The organism is Burkholderia sp. BCC1047, from assembly GCF_902833155.1.
Taxonomy (GTDB): domain Bacteria; phylum Pseudomonadota; class Gammaproteobacteria; order Burkholderiales; family Burkholderiaceae; genus Burkholderia; species Burkholderia sola.
This window is the reverse complement of sequence record NZ_CADFEH010000028.1, coordinates 81,987-102,093: the sequence shown is the minus strand read 5'-3', so window position 1 is coordinate 102,093 and position 20,107 is coordinate 81,987. Positions and strand designations below refer to the sequence as shown.

Below are 20,107 nucleotides of genomic sequence, written 5' to 3'. Positions count from 1 at the left end.
CCCGGAAGTCGCAGGTGATGGCTTCCTCAATCCTCAAAACAGGGATGAAAAGCCCTCTATTGAGGATCGGCATGCGCCGACGGTGGCGTTTGTCACCAGATGCGAGGCCCGCTTACGCCAGCACGAGCCGCACGCCCACCGCCACCAGGGTCGACGCGAGCAGGTTGCGCAGCAGCCGCTCGGGCGCGCGCGCCGACAGCAGGCTGCCGATCACGATGCCGGGCAGCGAACCGAGCAGCAGCGACAGCAGCATCGACCAGTCGACGGAGCCGAGCAGCCAGTGGCCCATGCCCGCGACCAGCGTGAGCGGCACCGCATGCGCGATGTCGGAACCGACGATGCGGGTCGTCGCCAGCAGCGGATACAGCAGCAGGAGCACGGTCACGCCGATCGCGCCGGCGCCGACCGACGTCATCGATACGAGCACGCCCAGCACGGCGCCCGTCAGCACGGTCGACCACAGCGTGCGCGCGGGGTTCGGCGTGAGCGGGTTGCGCGCGGCGAATGCCGTGAGTTGAGGGCGAAAGATCAGCGCGAGCGACGTGAGCAGCAGCGCGACCCCGAGCACGAGCTGGATCATTCTCGCCGTGCCCGGCGTGTTCATCCCGTGCGTGTGCAGCCACCACAGCGTGAGCGCCGCGGCCGGCACGCTGCCCACCGCGAGCCGGCCCGTGATGCGCCAGTCGACCGAGCCTTTCAGGCCGTGGACGAGCGTGCCGGTGGCCTTGGTCGCGGCCGCGTACAGCAGGTCCGTGCCCACGGCCGTCGCCGGGTGGACGCCGAACAGCAGCACGAGGATCGGCGTCATCAACGAACCGCCGCCGACGCCCGTCAGGCCGACGAGAATGCCGACGAACAGGCCGGACAGCGAGTACAGCAGATCGATATGGGGAAGCGACATCGGAGGCAGGCGGTTATGTGGCGTTCGGCGGCGGCGCGCGGCGGCGGCGCTGCGCGCGCGTCAAAGTCCGCCATTGTCGCAAAAGTGGCGCGTCAATGTACGACTGCGTTAAAAATCGGCCGGGAAGGTCTGCACCGCAGGCGGCCGGCGGGACGTAAAACGGGCGTTTGAACGGGGGGCGGGCGACGATGGCGACCGGCCTGAAAGCGATGACGAACCGGGGGCGGACGCCGCGTATCCGGCGCGGATAAGAAAGGGCGCGACAATGCGCGCCCCGATTCGATGCCGGGTTCCAACCCGCCCGTCGACGCTCAGTGCATCGCGGGCCCGGCGCCTTCGACCGCGCGTGGCGACCGGATGCGCAGCGCCAGACCGGTCAGCGCGGCCACGGCCGCAGACGCCGCGCCGAACGCGAAGGCCGCGTGGTAGCCGCCGTTCAGTGCGTCGAGCGGCGCCGCTTGCGCCGCCGCGAGCGCATCCGTGCGGGCGCCGGCGAGACTCGCGAGGACCGCGAGCCCGAGCGCGCCGCCCATCATGAACGCGGTGTTGACGATCCCCGACGCGAGCCCGGAATCGGCCGGATCGACGTCGTTCATCGCGGCGAGCAGCACCGGATTGAACGCGACGCCTGCACCAATGCCCAGCAGCGTCATGCCGGGCAGCACGTGCCACACGAAACCGCCGTCGACCGGCGCGCGCGAGAACAGCGCAAGGCCGCACGCCGCGATCAGCAGGCCGGCGGCGATCGGGCCGCGGATCCCGAAGCGCATCACGATCCGCGCCGACAGCCCGAGCGAGAACGCCGCCATGATCAGGTTCGCCGGCAGGAACGCGAGGCCGACCTGCAGCGGCCCGTAGCCGAGCACGCGCTGCATGTACAGCGCGGACAGGAAGAACCACGCGAACATCGCGGCCGCCCACAGCACGGCGATCGCGTTCGCGAGCGCGACGTTGCGCGCGGCGAACAGCGTGAGCGGCATCAGCGGGTGCGCGGCGCGCGATTCGATCGCGATGAACAGCGCGAGCAGCACGACGGCCGCGCCGATCAGAGCGACGGTCTGCGTCGACAGCCAACCGGCCTCGTTGCCGCTGACGATTCCGTAGACGGCCAGCATCAGCGATGCCGTCACCGTGATCGCGCCCGCCACGTCGAGCCGCGCGGTGCCGGCCGGCGCGCGCACGCGCGGCAGCAGCGCGGCGCACATCGCGTAGACCGCGACGCCGATCGGCAGGTTGACGAGGAAGATCCAGTGCCACGACAGCGCGCTCGTCAGCAGCCCGCCGAGCAGCACGCCGATGCTGCCGCCGCCCGCGCACACGAAGCCGTAGACGCCCATCGCGCGAGCGCGTTCGCCGGGTTCGGTGAACAGGTTCATGATCAGCGACAGCGAGACGGCCGACACGACCGCGCCGCCGAGCCCCTGCACCGCGCGCGCGGCGATCAGCATCGCCTGCGATTGCGCGAGCCCGCAGGCGAGCGACGCGAGCGTGAACACGACGAGGCCCGCGAGAAACATGCGCCGCTGGCCGTACAGGTCGCCGAACCGGCCGCCGAGCAGCAGGCAGCCGCCGAATGTCAGCAGGTATGCATTGACGACCCACACGAGGGCCGTTTCGGTGAAGTGAAGATCGGTGCTGATCGACGGCAGCGCAACGTTCACGATCGTGCTGTCGAGCACGATCATCAGCACGCCGAGGCAGAGCACGATCAGCGCGTACCAGCGCTTCTCGCCGTGAATCCCGTGGGTCATGAGCCTGCACCCTTCTGATAGTTATTTGAAAGGATGCATTGTAGACGTCGACGGCGCGGGCTTCCTGCCGGTTTGTGGCAGGAGCGTCGCGTAGTGGCGCGCGCCGCCGCGCGCACAGCGGGGTGTGCGTTACGACCGGGCCGGCAGTTCGCAGCCGTCGGGGCCGCAGGCGGCCGCGTCGCTGCCGCCCAGTTCGACGACGCCGTCGCGCCACGCGTGGTCGAGCGCCTGCGCGAACGCGTCGGCCGGCTGCGCGCCCGATACAGCGTAGCGGCCGCCGAACACGAACAGCGGCACGCCGCGCCCGCCGATCTGCGCGGCGCGTGCGATGTCGGCTTCGACTTCGTCGCGGTACGCGTCGCCGCGCAGCACCACTTCGACGGCCGAGCGCTCGAGCCCGGCTTCGACCGCGAATTCGGTCAGCGCGGCATGATCGAACAGCGAACCGTGCTCGCAGAAATAGGCGCGATAGAGCCGCTCGGTCAGCGCATGCGCGCGGCCCGACGCTTGCGCGAGCTTCACGAGCCGGTGGCCGTCGAGCGTGTCGCCGACGAGCGTGCCGGGCAGGTCGTAGCGCAGCCCGACGCTCGCGGCCGCCTCCGTCACCTGGCGCAACATCTGGTCGACCTGCGCGGGCGCCATCCGGTATTTGCCTGCGAGCATCGCCTCGACCGGCTCGACGGGCTGGCCGGGCATCAGCCGGTACGCGCGCAGCGCGACGTCGACGCGGTCCGCGTGCGCGAACGCGGCCAGCGCCTCGTCGAAGCGGTGCTTGCCGATCCAGCACCATGGGCAGATCAGGTCGGACCAGATTTCGACGGTCAGGGTCGGGCGGGCAGTCGGAATGGGAGCGGTCGTCATGGGCGGTACGGGGCAGCAAAAAAGTGTAACTGAGACTATATCACTTTATGCTTCCAGACTCCGTCGTCCGCAGGCCCGTGCAGCATCCGGGCCGCACCCGCGCATCGCGAAGCCTCGACGCGGAATCGGCGGCCCGGTACCGGTGACCGGAGCCTGCCGACATCACGCCCGCCGCTGCGCGCTCAGGCGTCGCCCTGCGTTTCCTTCAGATGCTTCAGATGCTTGTAGACCGTCGCGCGCCCCATCCCGAGCACGTTCGCGACGTAGTTCGCCGCGCTCTTGCCGCGAAACGCGCCTTCCGCGTACAGCGCCTCGACGAGTTCGCGCCGGTGCTCGCGCGTGAGCCCGTTCAGCCCGACCTGCCGCTCGCGCAGCCAGCCGTGCAGGAACGTATTGATGCGCTCCTGCCAGTCGTCGCGGAACAGCTCGTCGGGCTGTGCGACGACGCCCGCGCCCTTGATGAACAGGTCGAGCGTCGCGCGCACCTCGTCGAACACCGCGATGTTGAAGTTGATGCACATCATCCCCGCCGGGCGGCCTTCGTCGTCGAACAGCACGTTGCTCACGCAGCGCATCCGCCGGCCGTCCCAGTTCAGCTTCTCGTACGGGCCGATCACGCGCTCGCGTGCCGAATGATCGATTTCCTCGAGCGCGGAATCGTCGCCGACCTCGCGCTTCGACAGGTTGTTCGCCAGATACAGCACGGTCTGGTCGTGCAGGTCGTGGATCACGACTTCCGCGTACGGGAAGAACAGCGCGGCGATACCGTCGGCGATCGGCGCATAGCGGGTGAGCAGCAGGTCTTTGACGGGAGATTTCTTCTTGCGCATCGGTATCGCGATCTCGGGTGGGCGGGAGCCGGGCAGCGTGTCGGGCCGGCGGGCCGGCGCACCGTCGGCCGGCATGCCCGTGCGCCCGCGCGCGGCCGCCGCGGCGGTTGCGCCATTGTATCGGCCCCGCGCGCGAGGGGCGCTCATCCGTGCGTCAGATGCGTGTACAGCGCGTGCGCGATCGCGATGTCCTCGAGCCCGAGGCCGATCGAGCGGAAGAATGCGTGACGCGTGCGCGACGGCGCCGCGCAGGTGCCGGCGACGAGCGCGGGCAGGTCGCCGACGATCCGGCCGGCATCCCAGCCGTGCTCGGCCGCCGCGATCTGCATCTCGCCGGCGCTCGCGGGCGTCGTGTGCCGGTAGTCGCAGTAGACGTCCATGTCCGGCAGCCACGCGGGCGGGATTTCGTGTGCGCGCGCGACGTTCGTGCTGATCGACGTGACGAGCGCGGCGCGCGTGAGCATCCCGTCGCCGAGCACGGGTGTGCCCGACGACGTGCACAGCATCGCCACGTCCGCGTCGCGCACGCATTCCTCGATGCTCGCCGCCGCGCGTGCGCGCGGGTCGTGCGCGGCGAGGCTCGCTTGCAGCGCCGCATCGCCGGCCAGCGCGGGCGAGTACACGCGGATCGTGTCCCAGTCGCGCAGCGCCGCCGTGTGCCGCAGGTGCGCGAGGCCGACCGCGCCCGCGCCGACGATCGCCAGACGACGCGCGTCGCGCGGCGCGAGGCAGTCGACCGCGAGCGCCGTCGTGCCGGCCGTGCGTTCGACGGTCAGCAGCCCGGCGTCGCACCACATCAGCGGCTGGCCGGTTTGCATCGACATCAAGGCGGTCCATGCGGTGACGATGGGTTTGCCGCCTGTCACGACATACGGCGACAGCTTCGCGCCGAATACCTGCTCGTCGGCGAGCGCGCCGAGATACGTGATGAAGTCGCCGGCCTGGTCGGGAAACGGCGTGAGCGTCTGCGGCGGCTGCACCGCGCGCGCCGCGGCGAGCGACGCGAACATGCGGCGCAGCGTGCCGAGCACGTCGAGCGACGGCAGCGCCGCGCGCACCGCGGCTTCGTCGACGGTCAGCGGCAGGGTGGGGCGGGGTTGCGTCATCGGGACATCTCCGGTGCGGGCTGGACAGAAAGTCTCGAAAGACGGTGTCCGGCGGGGTTTGTTGTGGACTAAAAGTCTAATATAGACAAACAAAATCGGGATAGTTTTTATTTTCGAGATGTCGTGGCGGTGCTGGGATCATGAAAAATGCCACGGAATCAACGGTGTTTTGGCTCGGGCGACGAAATTTGGACGTCGGGCAACGCGGCGATCTCCTCGTATCCCCTATAGTCTATAATAGACTTTGAGTCTATATTTCGCGTACAGAGCCCGACACGTCGCCATGCGGCGGCCGCCTGCGCCGAATCCCGACCCGGCGTCCGACCGAGGGCGTCGTGCGACCGATCTTCATCGCCTCACTCCAGAACAGAAGGACCGTCATGAACTGGAAACTTTCCCTCTGCGCCGCTGCGGCGCTCGCGTGCGCGGCCGTCACGGCCCATGCGGAACAGACCACGTTGCGCTTCGGGATCGAAGCCGCCTATCCGCCGTTCGAAAGCAAGACGCCGGCCGGTCAGTTGCAGGGTTTCGACGTCGACGTCGGCAATGCGGTATGCGCGAAGCTGAACATGAAGTGCGTGTGGGTCGAGAACGCGTTCGACGGGCTGATCCCGGCGCTGCAGGCGCGCAAGTTCGACGCAATCAACTCGGCGATGAACATCACAGCGAAGCGCAAGCAAAGCATCGATTTCACGCCGGCGATCTACGTGGTGCCGATCGTGATGGTCGCGAAGCACGGCTCGCCGCTGAAGCCCGACGTCGCGAGCCTGCGCGGCAAGCACGTCGGCGTGCTGCAGGGCTCGTCGCAGGAGGATTTCCTGAAGGCGCACTGGGCCAATGCGGGCGTGGACGTCGTGTCGTACCCGGATCAGGACCAGATCTACGCCGATCTCGTCGCGGGTCGTCTCGACGCGGCCGTGCAGGAAGCGCAGACCGCGCAGGACGGCTTCCTCGACAAGCCGGCCGGCCGCGACTACCGGATCGTCGGCGAGCCGCTGAAGGATCCGGCGACGCTCGGCGAAGGCACCGGCTTCGGGATGCGCAAGAACGACAAGGCGCTGCAGGCGAAGATCGTCGGCGCGCTCGACGCGCTGAAGAAGGACGGCACGCTGAGCGCGCTGTCGCAGAAGTACTTCAAGCGCGACATCATCGCGAAGTAAGCGCCGCCGCGTGCCGGCCACGGGGCCGGCGCACGGCGCATCCCATCTCGACGCAGTGCGGGGGACCATGGATTTCGACGTCATCGTTCTGGGGGCCGGCATCGTCGGCGTGTCGTCGGCGCTGCATCTGCAGGATCGCGGGCTGCGCGTCGCGCTCGTCGACCGGCGCGCGCCCGGCGAGGAAACCAGCCACGGCAATGCGGGGCTGATCGAGCGCTCGTCGGTCGTGCCGTATGCGTTTCCGCGCCGGCTCGGCACGCTGCTGCGCTACGCGCGCAACCGTTCGGTCGATCTCTATTGGGATTACCGCGCGCTACCTGCGTATGCGGGCTGGCTCGCGCGCTTCTGGCGCGAATCGTCGCCGCAGCGGCTCGCGGCCGCCGCGCGCGACCTGCTGCCGCTCGTCGCGGCGAGCGTCGTCGAGCACGATGCGCTGCTCGCACGCACCGACGCGCAGCCGCTCGTGCACGACGGCGGATGGATCGAGGCGTTTCGTTCACCGGGGCTGTTCGACGCGGAAGCCCGTGTGCAGCAGCAGGTCGCCGCCGCGCACGGGTTGCGGATGACCGTGCTCGACGCGCATGCGCTGCGCGCGCGAGAGCCCGGTATCGGCGACGCCTTCTGCGGCGCCTTCCACTGGCAGGACCCGAAGACCGTGTCGAGCCCGGGCGGGCTGACCAAGGCCTATGCGCGGCTGTTCGAGCGCGACGGCGGCACGTTCGTGCACGGCGACGCGACGACGCTCGTGCAGGTCGATGACGGCTGGCAGGTCCGATCCGAACACGGGCCGATCTCGGCGCGCTCGGCCGTGGTCGCGCTCGGGCCGTGGTCCGATCAGGTGTTCGCGCCGCTCGGCTACCGGATTCCGCTGCGCGCGAAGCGCGGCTATCACATGCATTACCGGCCGACGCGCACGCCGCTGACCGTGCCCGTGTGCGATACCGAGGCCGGTTTCGTCGTCGCGCCGATGGAAGGCGGCCGCCTGCGGCTCACGACGGGCGTCGAGATCGCGCCGCGTGATGCGCCGCCGACCGGCGTGCAACTCGCGCGCGCCGAACCGCTGGCGCGCGACGCATTCGGCATCGGCGAGCGGCTCGATCCGGAACCGTGGTTCGGGATGCGGCCGTGCACGCCCGACATGCGTCCGGTGATCGGGCCCGCGCCGCGCCATCGCCATTTGTGGTTCGCGTTCGGCCACTGCCATCACGGGCTCACGCTGGGGCCCGCGACCGGCCGCCTGCTCGCCGAAATGATGACGGGTGCGCCGACCTATATCGATCCGCATCCGTATCGGCCCGCACGCTTCGGCTGAGCCGGCCGCGCGCAGTTGCGGCGTCGGCCGCCGGCACGCGCCGCCGGCACGCGCCGGTGGCAATGCGCGTATTTCACGGTTTTTCGTTCTGCTGCCCGGGTGGTCGAAATCCGCGCTGTCGAAAATGATCTGCTAATCGACAAGAAAGACATTCAGGCGTCCCGCGTGCTTTCGTCGCATGAATGATCGCCACCACCCGTCGCGCCGCCGCATGGAATAACCGGCCGCCGCCGTCCGTTTACATACCGAGTTCCGGCACAGCCGGCCGGCGGGATAATGATCGCGACGAAGCCGATCGTCCCGTTCGGCGGCACCGTGTCGCGACACGACGCCAAGGAGAACGGGAATGAAACGGATGCTCTTCGCTGCCGCGCTGACGGTGACGATCGTGCGGCCGGCGGCCGCGGAACCGCCCCAGGTCGGCGACGGGAAACTGGTCGACGAAGCGCACATGACGCTGTACGTGTTCGATCGCGATGCGCCGGGCAAGAGCATGTGCGACGGCACGTGCGCGGCCAACTGGCCGCCCGCGCTCGCCGACGCGTACGACAAGGCGTCGGGCGCGCTGAGCCTCGTCGCCCGCGACGACGGCAAAAAGCAATGGGCATACCGCGGCCGCCCGCTGTATCGCTGGAAGATGGACCACAAGGCCGGCGACGCGAGCGGCGACGGAATCGGCGGCATGTGGCACGTCGCGCGGCCGTGACCGTGACCGCGCGGCGACGCGCGAGGCGCCCCGATGAGCTATGAATCGGACCTGCTGGTGTGGCTTCCGCATCTCACGCGCTATGCGCGTGCGCTGACGGGCGAGCGCGCGTGGGCCGACGATCTCGTGCAGGACACGCTCGAGCGTGCGCTGAACCGGCCGCCGCGCGACGGCGGCAACGTGCGCGCGTGGCTGCTGACGCTGTTGCGGCACCGCTTCATCGACCAGTTGCGCGCGCGGCACGAGATCGCGGTCGACGACGCGACGGCGCCGTGGCAGACGATGGCCGCGCCGGCCGGCGAGGTCGGCGGGCTGGAGTTGCGCGACGTGCAGCGTGCGCTGTACCGGCTGCCGGTCGAACAGCGCGAGGTGCTGCTGCTGGTCGCGCTGGAGGAGTTGAGCTATCGCGATGCCGCGCAGGTGCTCGGCGTGCCGGTGGGCACGGTGATGTCGCGGCTCGCGCGGGCGCGCGCGCAGATGCGCGCATTGCTGTCGGACGCGCCGTCGACGCACGGCACGGCCACGTTACGGGTGATCGGGAAGCCATGATGGACGATCCGCGCAAGCCGTCGAACGAGCAGGGAGACGATGCGTCGGCGCAACTGCTGTCCGCGCTGCTGGACGGCGAACTGTCCGGGCACGAGCGGCGCGAGGTGCTCGCGCGCCTGCAGGCCGATCCGCAGGAAGCCGAACGATTCGCGCATTACCGCGCGCAGCGCGATGCGCTGAAGGCGCTGTTCCCGCTGCCGGGCGCGGCGCCCGCGTTGTTCGTGCAGCGCCGCGCGCCGCGCTGGCGCGCGGTCGCGCATGCGTTCGCGGGGCTGGCGGCCGGGCTGCTGATCGGTGTCGCGCTGCATGCGGGCTGGGCGGCATTCGGCCGCGAACCGGCGTTCGCCGCGCGCGCCGATGTCGCCTACGCGGTGTACGCGGCCGACCGCGAACATCCGGTGGAAGTCGGTGCGGCCGATCCCGAGCGTCTGGCCGCATGGTTGTCGGCGCGCGTCGGCCGGCCGGTGCGCGCGCCGTCGCTCGACGAATACGGTTACGCGCTGCTGGGCGGCCGGTTGCTGCCCGGCGACGCGGGGCCGGCCGCGCAGCTGATGTACCAGCGCGCGGACGGTGCGCGCGTGACGCTGTACATGACCGCATACGATGCGCGGCGTCTCGCGCCGCACGCGCTGTCGGTGAGCGGCCGCTACACGTATTTCTGGTCGGATCGCGGCATGGGTTATGCGCTGTCCGGCCGTGGCGACGAACGGCGTCTGCGCGAGCTTGCGATCGACGCATGCGGTGCGCTGGGCGGGCCGACCGACGCGTGGAAGGGCTGACGCGCGGCGCCCGCAGGGAGCAGGCGATGAAGATGGCGACGATGAAGGGGCTCGTACTGGCGGTGTTCGCCGCGGGCACGGTGCTTGCGCACGCGGATGCCGACACGCCCCTGCGCGTGCCGATCGACGCGGACGGCGTGCAGCGCGTGACGATCGTCGGCGGCAGCTATTTCTTCCGGCCGAATCACGTGATCGTTCGCGCGCACGCGCCGGTCGAACTGACCGTGTCGGCCGAGCCCGGCGTGGTGCCGCACAGCTTCGAGATCGACGCGCCGCAGGCCGGCATCGCGGTACGCACCGAGCTCGGCACGACGCCGAAGACGTTTCGTTTCACGCCGGTGCAGCCGGGGCGATTCGCCTACTATTGCACGCACCGGCTGCTGTTTTTCAGCAGCCATCGCGAGCGCGGGATGGAAGGCGTACTCGAAGTCGAGGCGGCGCCGTGATCGCCGCGTTGCTGGCCGCGAGCCTGATAGGAGCGAGCATGACAGCCGATCCCGTGACCGTCGCGCAGGCGCATTTCGACCACGTCCGCTCGTACCGCGCGACGATCCGCTCGTCGGCGCGCGACGGCGAGCGCACTGAAATCCGCTACGCGTACCTGAAACCGGGCTTCGTCCGGATGGATTTCGTGTCGCCGCATCGCGGCGCGGTGCTCGCGTACGATCCCGGCGACGGCAAGGTCCGGCTGCGCCCGTTCGGCACGCATGCGCCGCCCGCGCTGACGCTGTCGCCGTCCAATCCGCTCGTGCGCGACCGTACCGGCCACCGGGTCGACCGCTCGGACGTCGGCGAACTGCTGCGCAACGTGCATGCGCTGCAGCAGGGCGGCGCGACGGTGACCGAAGGCGAGGAGGCCGTCGGCGGCCGGACCGCGCAGCGCGTGCTGGTCACGGGCGCACCCGCGCACACGATCGACGGCGTGCATCGCTACCGGTTGTGGCTCGACGCCGCGGACGGTTTTCCGCTGAAGGTCGTCAGCTATGCGGGCGACGACGACGTGCCGCTCGAAACCGTGACGCTCGACGACGTGGAGATCGACGTCGCGTTTCCCGAGCGTTTCTTCGCGCCCTGACGGCGCGCCGATCCGCGTTCCTGAACGCGCATGCCGGAGGCTGCATGGCGGAGTACCGGTTTTCGACGACCTGGCGGGTGGATGCGCCGCTCGCGGCGGTCTGGGACGCGATCTACCAGGTCGATCGCTGGCCCGACTGGTGGAAGGGCGCCGTGCGCACCGTCGAGCTCGAGCCTGGCGACGCGCGCGGCGTCGGCGCGTTGCACCGGTATACCTGGAAGGGCGCGCTGCCGTACCGGCTGACCTTCGACATGCGCGTGCGGCGCGTCGAACGGCCGCATGCGCTCGAAGGCCATGCGAGCGGCGCGATCGAGGGCGACGGCTGCTGGTCGTTCGCCGCCGACGGCGCGCGCACCGTCGTGCGCTACGACTGGCACATCCGCACGCACGGCTGGATGAACTGGCTGGAGCCGCTCGCGCGGCCGCTGTTCCGATGGAACCACGACGTCGTGATGCGCGAAGGCGCGAAGGGACTCGCGCGGCGGCTGGGCGCGGCCGTCGAGACCGACGGCCGGATCTTCCGGCCGTTGTCCGGCGCGGACTGCGCCGACGCATGAAATCGGCCCCGGCGACGCCGGCGAGCGAGCACGTCGCGACAGACGAAATCGGCGTCCGCGCGGTTTTTTCGATGCGATGTCACCGGTCCCGGGAACTCCGGGCTTACCCGGTGTCCAAACGGGGCTGGATGGGATCAGCGGGCCGCAGGGGCCCGCCTGTCGGGTCGGTCGCATTCGACATGGCTTTGTTTTAAAAGGGGTTTTTGTTGTTTTCGTGTGTTTTTCCCGCCGCGCCGCCGCCCCGAAAATTCCTCCGGTTTCCCTTCTTGAATTTGTCAAAACCCGTCCATATAATTAGCACTCGCTGCACGAGAGTGCTAACAATTCTCTGCCGGGCGCCAAGCCAGGCAGATTCCCTAAGCGTTCTTCAATCTCAGTCAAGAGAGGAGTGAATATGAACCTTCGTCCTTTGCACGATCGCGTGATCGTCAAGCGCCTGGATCAGGAAACCAAGACCGCCTCGGGCATCGTGATCCCCGACGCCGCTGCTGAAAAGCCGGATCAGGGCGAAGTCCTGGCCATCGGCCCGGGCAAGCGCGACGACAAGGGCGCCCCGATCGCGCTCGACGTGAAGGTCGGCGATCGTGTCCTGTTCGGCAAGTACGCAGGTCAGACCGTGAAGGTCGACGGCCAGGAACTGCTGGTCATGCGCGAAGAAGACATCATGGCCGTGGTCAACGCCAAGTAAGCGTCCTCCGACGGTACATATTCCCAAGAATTCAAGGAGTTAGAAGATGGCAGCTAAAGACGTCGTATTCGGCGATTCCGCCCGTTCGAAGATGGTCGAAGGCGTGAACATTCTCGCCAACGCAGTCAAGGTCACGCTGGGTCCGAAGGGCCGCAACGTCGTGCTCGAGCGCAGCTTCGGCGGCCCGACGGTCACCAAGGACGGTGTGTCGGTCGCGAAGGAAATCGAGCTGAAGGACAAGCTCCAGAACATGGGCGCGCAAATGGTCAAGGAAGTCGCTTCCAAGACCAGCGATAACGCAGGCGACGGCACGACGACGGCGACCGTCCTCGCGCAATCGATCGTTCGCGAAGGCATGAAGTACGTCGCATCGGGCATGAACCCGATGGACCTGAAGCGCGGCATCGACAAGGCAGTCGCAGCGGCTGTCGAAGAGCTGAAGAAGATCAGCAAGCCGTGCACGACCAACAAGGAAATCGCACAGGTCGGCTCGATCTCGGCGAACAGCGACTCGTCGATCGGCGATCGCATCGCTGAAGCGATGGACAAGGTCGGCAAGGAAGGCGTGATCACCGTCGAAGACGGCAAGTCGCTGGCCGACGAGCTCGACGTCGTCGAAGGCATGCAATTCGACCGCGGCTACCTGTCGCCGTACTTCATCAACAACCCGGACAAGCAAGTCGCCGTCCTCGACAACCCGTTCGTGCTGCTGCACGACAAGAAGGTGTCGAACATCCGTGATCTGCTGCCGGTGCTCGAGCAAGTCGCGAAGGCTGGCCGTCCGCTGCTGATCATCGCTGAAGACGTCGAAGGCGAGGCACTGGCCACGCTGGTCGTCAACAACATCCGCGGCATCCTGAAGACCGTTGCGGTCAAGGCGCCGGGCTTCGGCGATCGTCGCAAGGCAATGCTGGAAGACATCGCGATCCTGACCGGCGGTCAAGTCGTCGCGGAAGAAACCGGCCTGACGCTCGAGAAGGCAACGCTGGCAGAACTGGGCCAGGCGAAGCGCATCGAAGTGGGCAAGGAAAACACGACGATCATCGACGGCGCAGGCGAAGCCGTGAACATCGAAGCACGCGTGAAGCAAGTGCGCGCGCAAATCGAAGAAGCGACGTCGGACTACGACCGTGAAAAGCTGCAAGAGCGCGTGGCCAAGCTGGCAGGCGGCGTTGCAGTGATCAAGGTCGGTGCTGCGACCGAAGTCGAAATGAAGGAAAAGAAGGCACGTGTCGAAGACGCACTGCACGCGACGCGCGCAGCTGTGGAAGAAGGCATCGTTGCAGGTGGCGGCGTTGCGCTGATCCGCGCACGCACCGCGATCGCAGGCCTGACCGGCGCGAACGCCGACCAGAACGCCGGCATCAAGATCGTGCTGCGCGCAATGGAAGAGCCGCTGCGCCAGATCGTCACGAACGGCGGCGAAGAAGCCAGCGTCGTGGTGGCGGCGGTTGCTGCAGGCAAGGGCAACTACGGCTACAACGCAGCAACGGGCGAGTACGTCGACATGGTTGAAGCCGGCGTCGTCGACCCGACCAAGGTCACGCGCACCGCACTGCAGAACGCAGCTTCGGTTGCAGGCCTGCTGCTGACGACGGACGCAGCTGTCGCAGAACTGCCGAAGGAAGATGCACCGATGCCGGGCGGCATGCCGGGCGGCATGGGCGGCATGGGCATGGACATGTAATCGACTTCGGTCGACGGTGTCCGGAGCGCGCAGCGATGCGCGTTCCAGCCAAAAGAAAAGACCCGCAGCGATGCGGGTCTTTTTTTATGCGTGTGCGACGCGGGGAGTCAGACAAGTTGTGTGGCGGATATTGCGCCGCGCGATACCGTGCGACAGGCAAAGCATTCACTCCGAAGCGATTCGCACAATTTCAGCTAGCGGCCCGGGCGCTTGCCGGAGCCATGGTTTCGCTTACGTCGCTTCGGCTGGCTTTTCTTGACCAGGTATGGGTTTGCGTAGCTTCCAAATGTTTGCGGTAGGCATTTCCACGATTCGGTGCAGGACATAGGCAATTGCAACCGCGACGAAAAGGGCAACTGCAGCGGCTTGGTAGTACCTGAAATGGTGAAACATCAAGAGGCGGATGATTGCGTAACCGGTCACCGCATGTACGAGATAAAGCGGATAGCTGATGTTGGCAAAAAAATCGACGATCTTCAGTGGCCTGAAACGGTCCCGCAGCAGGAAGCAGAACGAAAAAACCACCAAGGCATAGAAGTAGTTGATCGGCGTTGCCCAAAACTGATCAGCCAAGGGCGTGTGTGGTCACGCGGCAAGAAAGGCGATGAACATGGCAATGGCGGATCCGAACAGCGTCGCGATGGAGATACGTCGATTCAACTGGAAGTTGAACAAGGTTCCGATGAACAGGAAACTGACCATCATGAGCTGGTACTTGAAAAAAGCCAGCGTTACCGGTGTCGAGCCCACTTGAACTGTGTCCCACGAGGCCGGCCACCATGTGACTAGAGCCATAACGGCTAGAGAGAAGTTCACCAATGCGAGGGCCGATGCGCGCTTGATGAACGGCCACGTCAACAAAGCTGCGACGTAGAAAAGCACCTCGATACACAGTGTCCAATTGACCATGTCGATGCTGGGGATGTTCATTTGCTGATGGAACAGCAGTAGGTTCCACGTTACTTCGCGGGATGTGATGTAGAACTCGCTTCCCCAAAGTCGGGTCGACAGATGGATGGCGCCCAGGGTGATGAAGGTGGCCGTCCAGTAAGTGGGGAAAATTCTGAATAGTCGCGCTGCAATGAACTTCATGCCGCCCAGCTTCTCCAGCGAAAATGGGATGACGAAGCCGCTGATCAGGAAGAAGATCGCTACTCCGAACGGGCCATAGTTGAACGTCGGCGCAAAGAAAACGTATGGGAAGATACGCGGCGCGCCTCCTTCAACGAGCGGGGCGCCGATAGTCTGAGCGACAACGTCACGTCCGAACCAATAAACCCCGAGATAATGGGCGATGATGACAGACAACACAGCCAGCCCTCGTAGTTGGTTCGCAAATACGATTTTTCCGTTTCTATTTGTCGGTGTCATATTGTTATGGCCGGGACGGTCTGAAAGTGCGGAATATACCACTGGGGCCTGTTTCCACGCCTCCCAAGTCGGTTTGTAACCGGAATCCGCTCACGTCCAGGGCCGTAGTCCGATCGAAATCACGGGCTTCCGCGCGCGCGGCCCGGCTCAGACAGTATCGATTTCGAGCGGTCGGCGGTTTTTCGTCCCGCCGCCGAGAGGCCGTCGCGAATGCGGTAAATGCGGCGGTCGATAGTTGTGGAAGTCTCTTCGCTGGCTCGTCACGGGAATTGGCAATTCTTTCCCTATGCTGCGGGGCTGACTGGCCCGAATTCATCGGATGGCGCCCGCGGCGGGCGCCACACCAGTCTCCTTCAATGCCGATGCGACGTCCTCGACACCAGATCGGCCTTCACGGCCGGCGGCGTGTCCGACTCGTCGTTGCTGCGTGCCCAGAAGAACCGGTCGGGCAGGTACGCGCCCATGCCGGGCCGGAACGCGTCGCGCACGGCCTGATACAGGTATTCCTGCGCCTCGCGCACGGCTTCCGGCGGCTCCTGGCCGTTCGCGAGCAGCGCCGCGATGGCTGCGCCGAGCGTATCGGTGATACCCATCAGCCGGTGCGGCGAGCGATCCCACATGTCTTCGCGAAGCTGGCCTTCCTCGCCGTACAGCGTATTGACGAGCCGGTGCGAGCCCGTTTCCGACGACAGGATGTATTCGCAGCCCTGCGACAGCAGGTGCGACACGGCCGCGTCGAGATTCGGCGCCTCGGCATCGCCGTCCGGCTGCGCGAGCGCGATCAGCGTCGCGTGGTCGGCGACCAGCAACGTGGTTTGCGGCGCGAGCAGGTCGGCGATCGATTCGCGCAGGTCGTCGGCGGCGAGGACGTGTTCGTCGTCGAGCGTGAAGTCCGGCGCGAGCACGAGCGGCACGCCGTCGTAGTCGGCAACGACTTCGGCGATCGCGCTCACGACTTCCGCACGCGTCGCCGCGCCGATCTTGAACGCGGCAACCGGCATGTCCTCGAGCAGCATGCGCGCCTGCGCGGCGACGACGTCGGGGTCGAGGCCGGTCACTTCATCGCAGGCGGCCGAGTCGCGCACGGTATAGCCGGTCAGGACGGACACGCCGTGACAGCCCATGCTCGCCAGGGTCATCAGATCGGCTTGGAGGCCGGAGCCGCCGGTGGGATCGGACAGGCCGAAGGTGAGGACGATCGGAGGGGCGTTGCTGGACATGTAAAAATGGGGCAAGAGAAAAACGGACAAGCGACGGAGATGCGGACGGCGAGGCGAATGGGCTGGTTCGGCCCTGTGTTGCCCGGCAGGCCGCACTTTTCAACCATTATGCGGTGGAATCCGGCCGGTAAGACGGATTTTTTAGCGCAGCGCAACGTAGTTGCCGTCCTCCAGCGCGATTGCTAGGCAGTCCGGCCCCGACACGGTACCATCATGGCTCCCGAATTTACCGACTTTTCCCCGACGCGGCTTAAGATGGAATACAAGAGCTGGATGTGCCTGATTTGTGGCTGGATTTACGACGAAGAAGCCGGGCTGCCGGAAGAGGGCATTGCCCCGGGCACGCGCTGGGAAGACGTCCCGATCAATTGGACGTGTCCCGAATGCGGTGCCCGCAAGGAAGACTTCGAGATGGTCCAGATCTGATCGGACCGCTGGCCCACGGACACCCCGCTCAGGCCTCGCACCGGCCCGGCGCTCGCGCGCCGCGGTTCGCGCGAGCGACTTGACGATGACAGGCGCGCGTGTCCATGACGTCCGATCCGGCGAACGTTCCCCACCCTGACGCATTGCCCAACCCGCGCGGCGGGGCCGTACGCGCGGCCGACGCGTGGCTGGCGGCGGCCGCCGACGCATTCGAGCGGCGCGACGACGCCGCGGCGCCGCTGGCGGCGGCCGCGGCCGTGCTCGCGGAAGCCGGCTGGCTGCCGGCCGCGCGTTTTGCCGGGCAACTGTCGGCCGCCGTGCCGCTCGTCGCCACCGAGCCGACTTCGACCGGCTGGCGCGCGGCGCTGCACGATTTTCGTGCGGCCGTCGGGCGCCACAACCTGCGCGAGCTCGCGTGCTCGCCGGTTCTCTTCGATCATTTCCGTGCATTGCGTGCGCAAAGCGCCGCCGACCTGCGCGCGAGCACGCCGCTCGATGTGCTCGCGCTGGTCGGCCGCGCGGTGCCGCCTGCCACGCTGCGCGCGCTGCCCGATGCAGTCGCACCCCGGATTCGCGCCCGCTACGAGCAGGCGCTGCTCGGCATGCTGCGGGCCGAACACGGCGCGCCGGGCGCGGCGCTCGACGAAGTCGACGCGATGCTGGCCGCGCTCACCGACGACGGGCCGTACGATTTCTGGCGGCTCGCGGCCGCGTGCGTGCGCGCGCTGCGCGCAAGCGGCGCACCCGAGCTGAAGCGCTTTCTCGCGCGGATCAACCTGCTGCTCGGCGAACACGCGCAGGGCCGGCGCAGCGCGCCGCCCGAGCTGGTGCGCGAGACGGTGGCGCTGCTGTGGCGCGATTTCGCGCTGTTCGGCGCCGCCGCCGAGGACGTCGCGCTCGTCGACGTGCTGCACGACTACGGATTGACGGTCGACTGGCACGTCGCCGGCACGCCCGCATCCGAAGCGTTGTGGGAGGCCGATGCCGCGCGCGCCGAGCACGATGCGGTCGCCGCCGCCGCGCCCACCCGTGCGCTCGGCGTCGTGACCGTCAACGCGCATGCCTATGAGGATTTCCTGCAGACCGCCGATGCGTCGATGGCCGACCTGGCGGCCAACCCGGCCACCGCCGACGCCGGCGCCGCATGGTACGCGTCCGCCGCCGCCTACCGGGTCGGCACGGCCGCGTGCGCGCTCGGGCTCGGCCACGCGGCGCTGCTGGCCGACACGCTGGGCCTCGCGTGGCGCCGTGCAGCGCACGGCGTGCCGCTCGCCGACGGCGGCCTCGATGCGCACCGCCACGCGTCCGACATGCTGCGCGCGGCGCTCCTGAAGATCGCGGCCGGCGTCGCGCCGCCGGATCTCACGGCGGCGTCCGAAGCGCTCGGCACGGCCCTCGGCCGGACCTGACGAACAAGGGGACGGACACGCGACGGCGGCCCTTGTCGCACGGGCCTGCAACACGCTGCCGACAGCGCCCGCGCGCGTGTTAGAGTGCCGTGTGATCCGCGCGCGCCGTTGCCAGCGCGGCGCGGCGTTGCTTGTTGATCGCGGCCCGGTCAGGTCGCGGCGTCTTTGCTAAAATTCAAACCATGTCAAAGCCTTCCGATCGCATCAATCTCACCAACCAGTTCCTGATCGCCATGCCGAACATGGCCGATCCGACGTTCTCGGGAACGGTGATCTATCTTTGCGATCACAGCGAGCGCGGTGCGCTCGGCCTCGTCATCAATCGTCCTACCGACATCGACCTCGAATCGCTGTTCAACCGCATCGACCTGAAGCTCGACATCGAGCCGCTGCTGCACATTCCCGTGTACTTCGGCGGCCCCGTCCAGACCGAGCGCGGCTTCGTGCTGCACGAGCCGGTCGAGGGCGCGAGCTACAACTCGTCGATGTCCGTCGACGGCGGGCTCGAGATGACGACGTCGAAGGACGTGCTCGAGGCGGTCGCGACGGGCACCGGCCCGAAACGCTTCCTGCTGACGCTCGGCCATGCAGGCTGGGGCGCCGGCCAGCTCGAGGAAGAAATTTCCCGCAACGGCTGGCTGACCGTCGCCGCCGATCCGCGCATCGTGTTCGACACGCCGGCCGAAGAGCGCTTCGAAGCCGCGCTCGGCCTGCTCGGCGTCAGCTCGTCGATGCTGTCCGGCGAAGCAGGGCACGCATGAGTGGCGCGAGCGCGCGCGATGCGACGCTCCTGGCGTTCGACTACGGCGAAAAACGGATCGGCGTCGCGATCGGCAACGCGCTGACGCGCTCGGCCCGTGCGCTCGTCGTGATCCAGAACCTGAACCGCGAACACCGCTTCAAGGCGGTCGGCGACTTGCTGGCCGAATGGCGGCCGGACGCGCTCGTCGTGGGCCTGCCGATGCATCCGGACGGCACGCCGCACGACATGACGCAGCAGGCGAAGCGTTTCGGCAACCAGCTGAACGGCCGCTTCGGGCTGCCCGTCACGTGGGTCGACGAGCGCTATTCGTCGGTCGAGGCCGAGGCCGGGCTGCGCGAGCGCAACGTGCGCGGCCGCGCCCGCACCGACATGCTCGATGCCGAAGCCGCGCGCGTCATCCTTCAACAGTATCTCGATCAATTGTCCGACCATGAGCACCATTGATGCCGAGGCGCTTTACCGCGTCCTGCTCGACCAGATCCGCGCTGCCTACGGCACGGCGTTCGCCGAACCGGGCGGCCCGCGGCTCGCCGGCATTTACAGCGGCGGCGCGTGGCTGGCCGAGCGCCTCGCGCGCGATCTCGGCGCACCGGCGTTCGGCGTCGTCAACGTCGCGCTGCATCGCGACGACTACGCGAAGAAGGGGCTGCACAGCCAGGCCAGCCCGACGTCGCTGCCGTTCGAGATCGACGGCGCGCGCATCGTGCTCGTCGACGACGTGCTGTACACCGGGCGCACCGTGCGCGCGGCGCTCAACGAGTTATTCGACTACGGCCGTCCGGCCGCGGTCGAGCTCGCGGTGCTCGCCGATCGCGGCGGCCGCGAGCTGCCGGTCGCCGCACGCTTCGCGGGCGGCACGCTCGACGTGCCGGCCGACGCGACGCTCGTGCTCGCGCGCGATGATGCGCGCTTCACGCTGCGTATCGAGGCCCACAGCGAGTCGCACGGCGCCTGAA

The 20,107-nt window shown here is 67.8% G+C and carries 23 protein-coding genes; 15 read left to right on the top strand and 8 right to left on the bottom strand.

Annotated features, from left to right (window positions below; all coding sequences use genetic code 11):
* Nucleotides 1–112: 112 nt before the first annotated feature.
* The 5 genes from HWX55_RS25955 to HWX55_RS25935 form a co-directional block, all read right to left on the bottom strand.
* Nucleotides 113–901 carry a sulfite exporter TauE/SafE family protein gene (locus HWX55_RS25955; RefSeq protein ID WP_069621218.1) on the bottom strand — a complete coding sequence of 263 codons (789 nt, stop codon included), beginning with the start codon at nt 899–901 and terminating at the stop codon, nt 113–115.
* A gap of 311 nt (nt 902–1,212) precedes the next feature.
* Nucleotides 1,213–2,652 (bottom strand): MFS transporter, encoded by a 1,440-nt coding sequence (locus tag HWX55_RS25950; RefSeq protein WP_175977785.1) that lies wholly within the window; start codon nt 2,650–2,652, stop codon nt 1,213–1,215.
* Nucleotides 2,653–2,781: 129 nt separating this feature from the next.
* Nucleotides 2,782–3,513, bottom strand: coding sequence for a DsbA family oxidoreductase (locus HWX55_RS25945; RefSeq protein WP_175977784.1), 732 nt, complete (start codon nt 3,511–3,513; stop codon nt 2,782–2,784).
* Nucleotides 3,514–3,695: 182 nt separating this feature from the next.
* Nucleotides 3,696–4,490, bottom strand: a complete 795-nt coding sequence (locus HWX55_RS25940; RefSeq protein ID WP_069621215.1) for a PAS domain-containing protein — start codon at nt 4,488–4,490, stop codon at nt 3,696–3,698.
* Nucleotides 4,487–5,449 (bottom strand): ornithine cyclodeaminase family protein, encoded by a 963-nt coding sequence (locus HWX55_RS25935; RefSeq protein ID WP_175977783.1) that lies wholly within the window; start codon nt 5,447–5,449, stop codon nt 4,487–4,489. The genes HWX55_RS25940 and HWX55_RS25935 overlap by 4 nt, the downstream gene beginning before the upstream one ends.
* 380 nt (nt 5,450–5,829) lie before the next feature.
* Between HWX55_RS25935 and HWX55_RS25930 the strand changes: the two genes are divergently transcribed.
* From HWX55_RS25930 to groL, 10 genes are all read left to right on the top strand, one after another.
* On the top strand, nt 5,830–6,609 hold the full coding sequence (locus HWX55_RS25930; RefSeq protein WP_050011697.1) for an ABC transporter substrate-binding protein: 780 nt from the start codon (nt 5,830–5,832) through the stop codon (nt 6,607–6,609).
* A 67-nt stretch (nt 6,610–6,676) separates the two neighbouring features.
* Complete coding sequence (locus tag HWX55_RS25925; RefSeq protein ID WP_175977782.1) at nt 6,677–7,921, top strand: FAD-binding oxidoreductase; 1,245 nt, start codon at nt 6,677–6,679, stop codon at nt 7,919–7,921.
* A gap of 346 nt (nt 7,922–8,267) precedes the next feature.
* Nucleotides 8,268–8,627, top strand: a complete 360-nt coding sequence (locus HWX55_RS25920) for a hypothetical protein (RefSeq protein ID WP_175977781.1) — start codon at nt 8,268–8,270, stop codon at nt 8,625–8,627.
* 33 nt (nt 8,628–8,660) lie between these two features.
* On the top strand, nt 8,661–9,176 hold the full coding sequence (locus HWX55_RS25915) for a sigma-70 family RNA polymerase sigma factor (RefSeq protein ID WP_175977780.1): 516 nt from the start codon (nt 8,661–8,663) through the stop codon (nt 9,174–9,176).
* Nucleotides 9,173–9,955: an anti-sigma factor gene (locus HWX55_RS25910; protein ID WP_175977779.1), complete on the top strand. Its 783-nt coding sequence runs from the start codon at nt 9,173–9,175 to the stop codon at nt 9,953–9,955. Before HWX55_RS25915 ends, HWX55_RS25910 begins: the two co-directional genes overlap by 4 nt.
* Before the next feature lie 26 nt (nt 9,956–9,981).
* Entirely contained in the window at nt 9,982–10,401 is a 420-nt protein-coding gene (locus tag HWX55_RS25905; RefSeq protein ID WP_050011694.1) for a quinol oxidase, read from the top strand.
* A complete protein-coding gene (locus HWX55_RS25900; protein ID WP_175977778.1) occupies nt 10,398–11,030 on the top strand; it encodes a DUF1571 domain-containing protein in 633 nt (210 codons plus the stop codon). The genes HWX55_RS25905 and HWX55_RS25900 overlap by 4 nt, the downstream gene beginning before the upstream one ends.
* Nucleotides 11,031–11,074: 44 nt before the next feature.
* Nucleotides 11,075–11,587, top strand: coding sequence for an SRPBCC family protein (locus HWX55_RS25895; RefSeq protein ID WP_175977777.1), 513 nt, complete (start codon nt 11,075–11,077; stop codon nt 11,585–11,587).
* A 394-nt stretch (nt 11,588–11,981) separates the two neighbouring features.
* A complete protein-coding gene (groES, locus tag HWX55_RS25890; RefSeq protein ID WP_004186661.1) occupies nt 11,982–12,275 on the top strand; it encodes a co-chaperone GroES in 294 nt (97 codons plus the stop codon).
* A gap of 46 nt (nt 12,276–12,321) precedes the next feature.
* On the top strand, nt 12,322–13,962 hold the full coding sequence (gene groL / locus HWX55_RS25885) for a chaperonin GroEL (RefSeq protein WP_006476740.1): 1,641 nt from the start codon (nt 12,322–12,324) through the stop codon (nt 13,960–13,962).
* Between the two features lie 231 nt (nt 13,963–14,193).
* Here the strand turns inward: groL and HWX55_RS25880 are convergent, their stop codons facing one another.
* The 3 genes from HWX55_RS25880 to HWX55_RS25870 form a co-directional block, all read right to left on the bottom strand.
* Nucleotides 14,194–14,535, bottom strand: coding sequence for a hypothetical protein (locus HWX55_RS25880; RefSeq protein WP_175977776.1), 342 nt, complete (start codon nt 14,533–14,535; stop codon nt 14,194–14,196).
* A 12-nt stretch (nt 14,536–14,547) separates the two neighbouring features.
* A complete protein-coding gene (locus HWX55_RS25875) occupies nt 14,548–15,333 on the bottom strand; it encodes an acyltransferase family protein (protein ID WP_279612699.1) in 786 nt (261 codons plus the stop codon).
* Nucleotides 15,334–15,686: 353 nt separating this feature from the next.
* Entirely contained in the window at nt 15,687–16,553 is an 867-nt protein-coding gene (locus tag HWX55_RS25870; protein ID WP_124593927.1) for a hydroxymethylpyrimidine/phosphomethylpyrimidine kinase, read from the bottom strand.
* Nucleotides 16,554–16,808: 255 nt separating this feature from the next.
* Between HWX55_RS25870 and HWX55_RS25865 the strand changes: the two genes are divergently transcribed.
* The 5 genes from HWX55_RS25865 to pyrR all read left to right on the top strand — a co-directional run bounded on the left by HWX55_RS25865 (nt 16,809) and on the right by pyrR (nt 20,106).
* Entirely contained in the window at nt 16,809–16,979 is a 171-nt protein-coding gene (locus tag HWX55_RS25865; protein ID WP_004186709.1) for a rubredoxin, read from the top strand.
* A 104-nt stretch (nt 16,980–17,083) separates the two neighbouring features.
* The gene (locus tag HWX55_RS25860; protein WP_175977774.1) at nt 17,084–18,388 is read left to right on the top strand and encodes a hypothetical protein; all 1,305 of its coding nucleotides are present in this window, start codon (nt 17,084–17,086) and stop codon (nt 18,386–18,388) included.
* A 182-nt stretch (nt 18,389–18,570) separates the two neighbouring features.
* Nucleotides 18,571–19,149, top strand: a complete 579-nt coding sequence (locus HWX55_RS25855; RefSeq protein WP_034206570.1) for a YqgE/AlgH family protein — start codon at nt 18,571–18,573, stop codon at nt 19,147–19,149.
* Entirely contained in the window at nt 19,146–19,595 is a 450-nt protein-coding gene (ruvX, locus tag HWX55_RS25850; RefSeq protein ID WP_006476737.1) for a Holliday junction resolvase RuvX, read from the top strand. Before HWX55_RS25855 ends, ruvX begins: the two co-directional genes overlap by 4 nt.
* Nucleotides 19,582–20,106 (top strand): bifunctional pyr operon transcriptional regulator/uracil phosphoribosyltransferase PyrR, encoded by a 525-nt coding sequence (gene pyrR, locus HWX55_RS25845; RefSeq protein ID WP_023475283.1) that lies wholly within the window; start codon nt 19,582–19,584, stop codon nt 20,104–20,106. The genes ruvX and pyrR overlap by 14 nt, the downstream gene beginning before the upstream one ends.
* The last annotated feature ends 1 nt before the right edge of the window (nt 20,107 follow it).

What these genes read in the sequence shown, in the direction of transcription:
- HWX55_RS25955 (WP_069621218.1), bottom strand. Translation starts at nt 901, where the DNA reads ATGTCGCTTCCCCATATCGATCTGCTGTACTCGCTGTCCGGCCTGTTC.
- HWX55_RS25950 (WP_175977785.1), bottom strand. Translation starts at nt 2,652, where the DNA reads ATGACCCACGGGATTCACGGCGAGAAGCGCTGGTACGCGCTGATCGTG.
- HWX55_RS25945 (WP_175977784.1), bottom strand. Translation starts at nt 3,513, where the DNA reads ATGACGACCGCTCCCATTCCGACTGCCCGCCCGACCCTGACCGTCGAA.
- HWX55_RS25940 (WP_069621215.1), bottom strand. Translation starts at nt 4,490, where the DNA reads ATGAGCGCCCCTCGCGCGCGGGGCCGATACAATGGCGCAACCGCCGCG.
- HWX55_RS25935 (WP_175977783.1), bottom strand. Translation starts at nt 5,449, where the DNA reads ATGACGCAACCCCGCCCCACCCTGCCGCTGACCGTCGACGAAGCCGCG.
- HWX55_RS25930 (WP_050011697.1), top strand. Translation starts at nt 5,830, where the DNA reads ATGAACTGGAAACTTTCCCTCTGCGCCGCTGCGGCGCTCGCGTGCGCG.
- HWX55_RS25925 (WP_175977782.1), top strand. Translation starts at nt 6,677, where the DNA reads ATGGATTTCGACGTCATCGTTCTGGGGGCCGGCATCGTCGGCGTGTCG.
- HWX55_RS25920 (WP_175977781.1), top strand. Translation starts at nt 8,268, where the DNA reads ATGAAACGGATGCTCTTCGCTGCCGCGCTGACGGTGACGATCGTGCGG.
- HWX55_RS25915 (WP_175977780.1), top strand. Translation starts at nt 8,661, where the DNA reads ATGAGCTATGAATCGGACCTGCTGGTGTGGCTTCCGCATCTCACGCGC.
- HWX55_RS25910 (WP_175977779.1), top strand. Translation starts at nt 9,173, where the DNA reads ATGATGGACGATCCGCGCAAGCCGTCGAACGAGCAGGGAGACGATGCG.
- HWX55_RS25905 (WP_050011694.1), top strand. Translation starts at nt 9,982, where the DNA reads ATGAAGATGGCGACGATGAAGGGGCTCGTACTGGCGGTGTTCGCCGCG.
- HWX55_RS25895 (WP_175977777.1), top strand. Translation starts at nt 11,075, where the DNA reads ATGGCGGAGTACCGGTTTTCGACGACCTGGCGGGTGGATGCGCCGCTC.
- groES (WP_004186661.1), top strand. Translation starts at nt 11,982, where the DNA reads ATGAACCTTCGTCCTTTGCACGATCGCGTGATCGTCAAGCGCCTGGAT.
- groL (WP_006476740.1), top strand. Translation starts at nt 12,322, where the DNA reads ATGGCAGCTAAAGACGTCGTATTCGGCGATTCCGCCCGTTCGAAGATG.
- HWX55_RS25875 (WP_279612699.1), bottom strand. Translation starts at nt 15,333, where the DNA reads ATGACACCGACAAATAGAAACGGAAAAATCGTATTTGCGAACCAACTA.
- HWX55_RS25870 (WP_124593927.1), bottom strand. Translation starts at nt 16,553, where the DNA reads ATGTCCAGCAACGCCCCTCCGATCGTCCTCACCTTCGGCCTGTCCGAT.
- HWX55_RS25865 (WP_004186709.1), top strand. Translation starts at nt 16,809, where the DNA reads ATGGAATACAAGAGCTGGATGTGCCTGATTTGTGGCTGGATTTACGAC.
- HWX55_RS25860 (WP_175977774.1), top strand. Translation starts at nt 17,084, where the DNA reads ATGACGTCCGATCCGGCGAACGTTCCCCACCCTGACGCATTGCCCAAC.
- HWX55_RS25855 (WP_034206570.1), top strand. Translation starts at nt 18,571, where the DNA reads ATGTCAAAGCCTTCCGATCGCATCAATCTCACCAACCAGTTCCTGATC.
- ruvX (WP_006476737.1), top strand. Translation starts at nt 19,146, where the DNA reads ATGAGTGGCGCGAGCGCGCGCGATGCGACGCTCCTGGCGTTCGACTAC.
- pyrR (WP_023475283.1), top strand. Translation starts at nt 19,582, where the DNA reads ATGAGCACCATTGATGCCGAGGCGCTTTACCGCGTCCTGCTCGACCAG.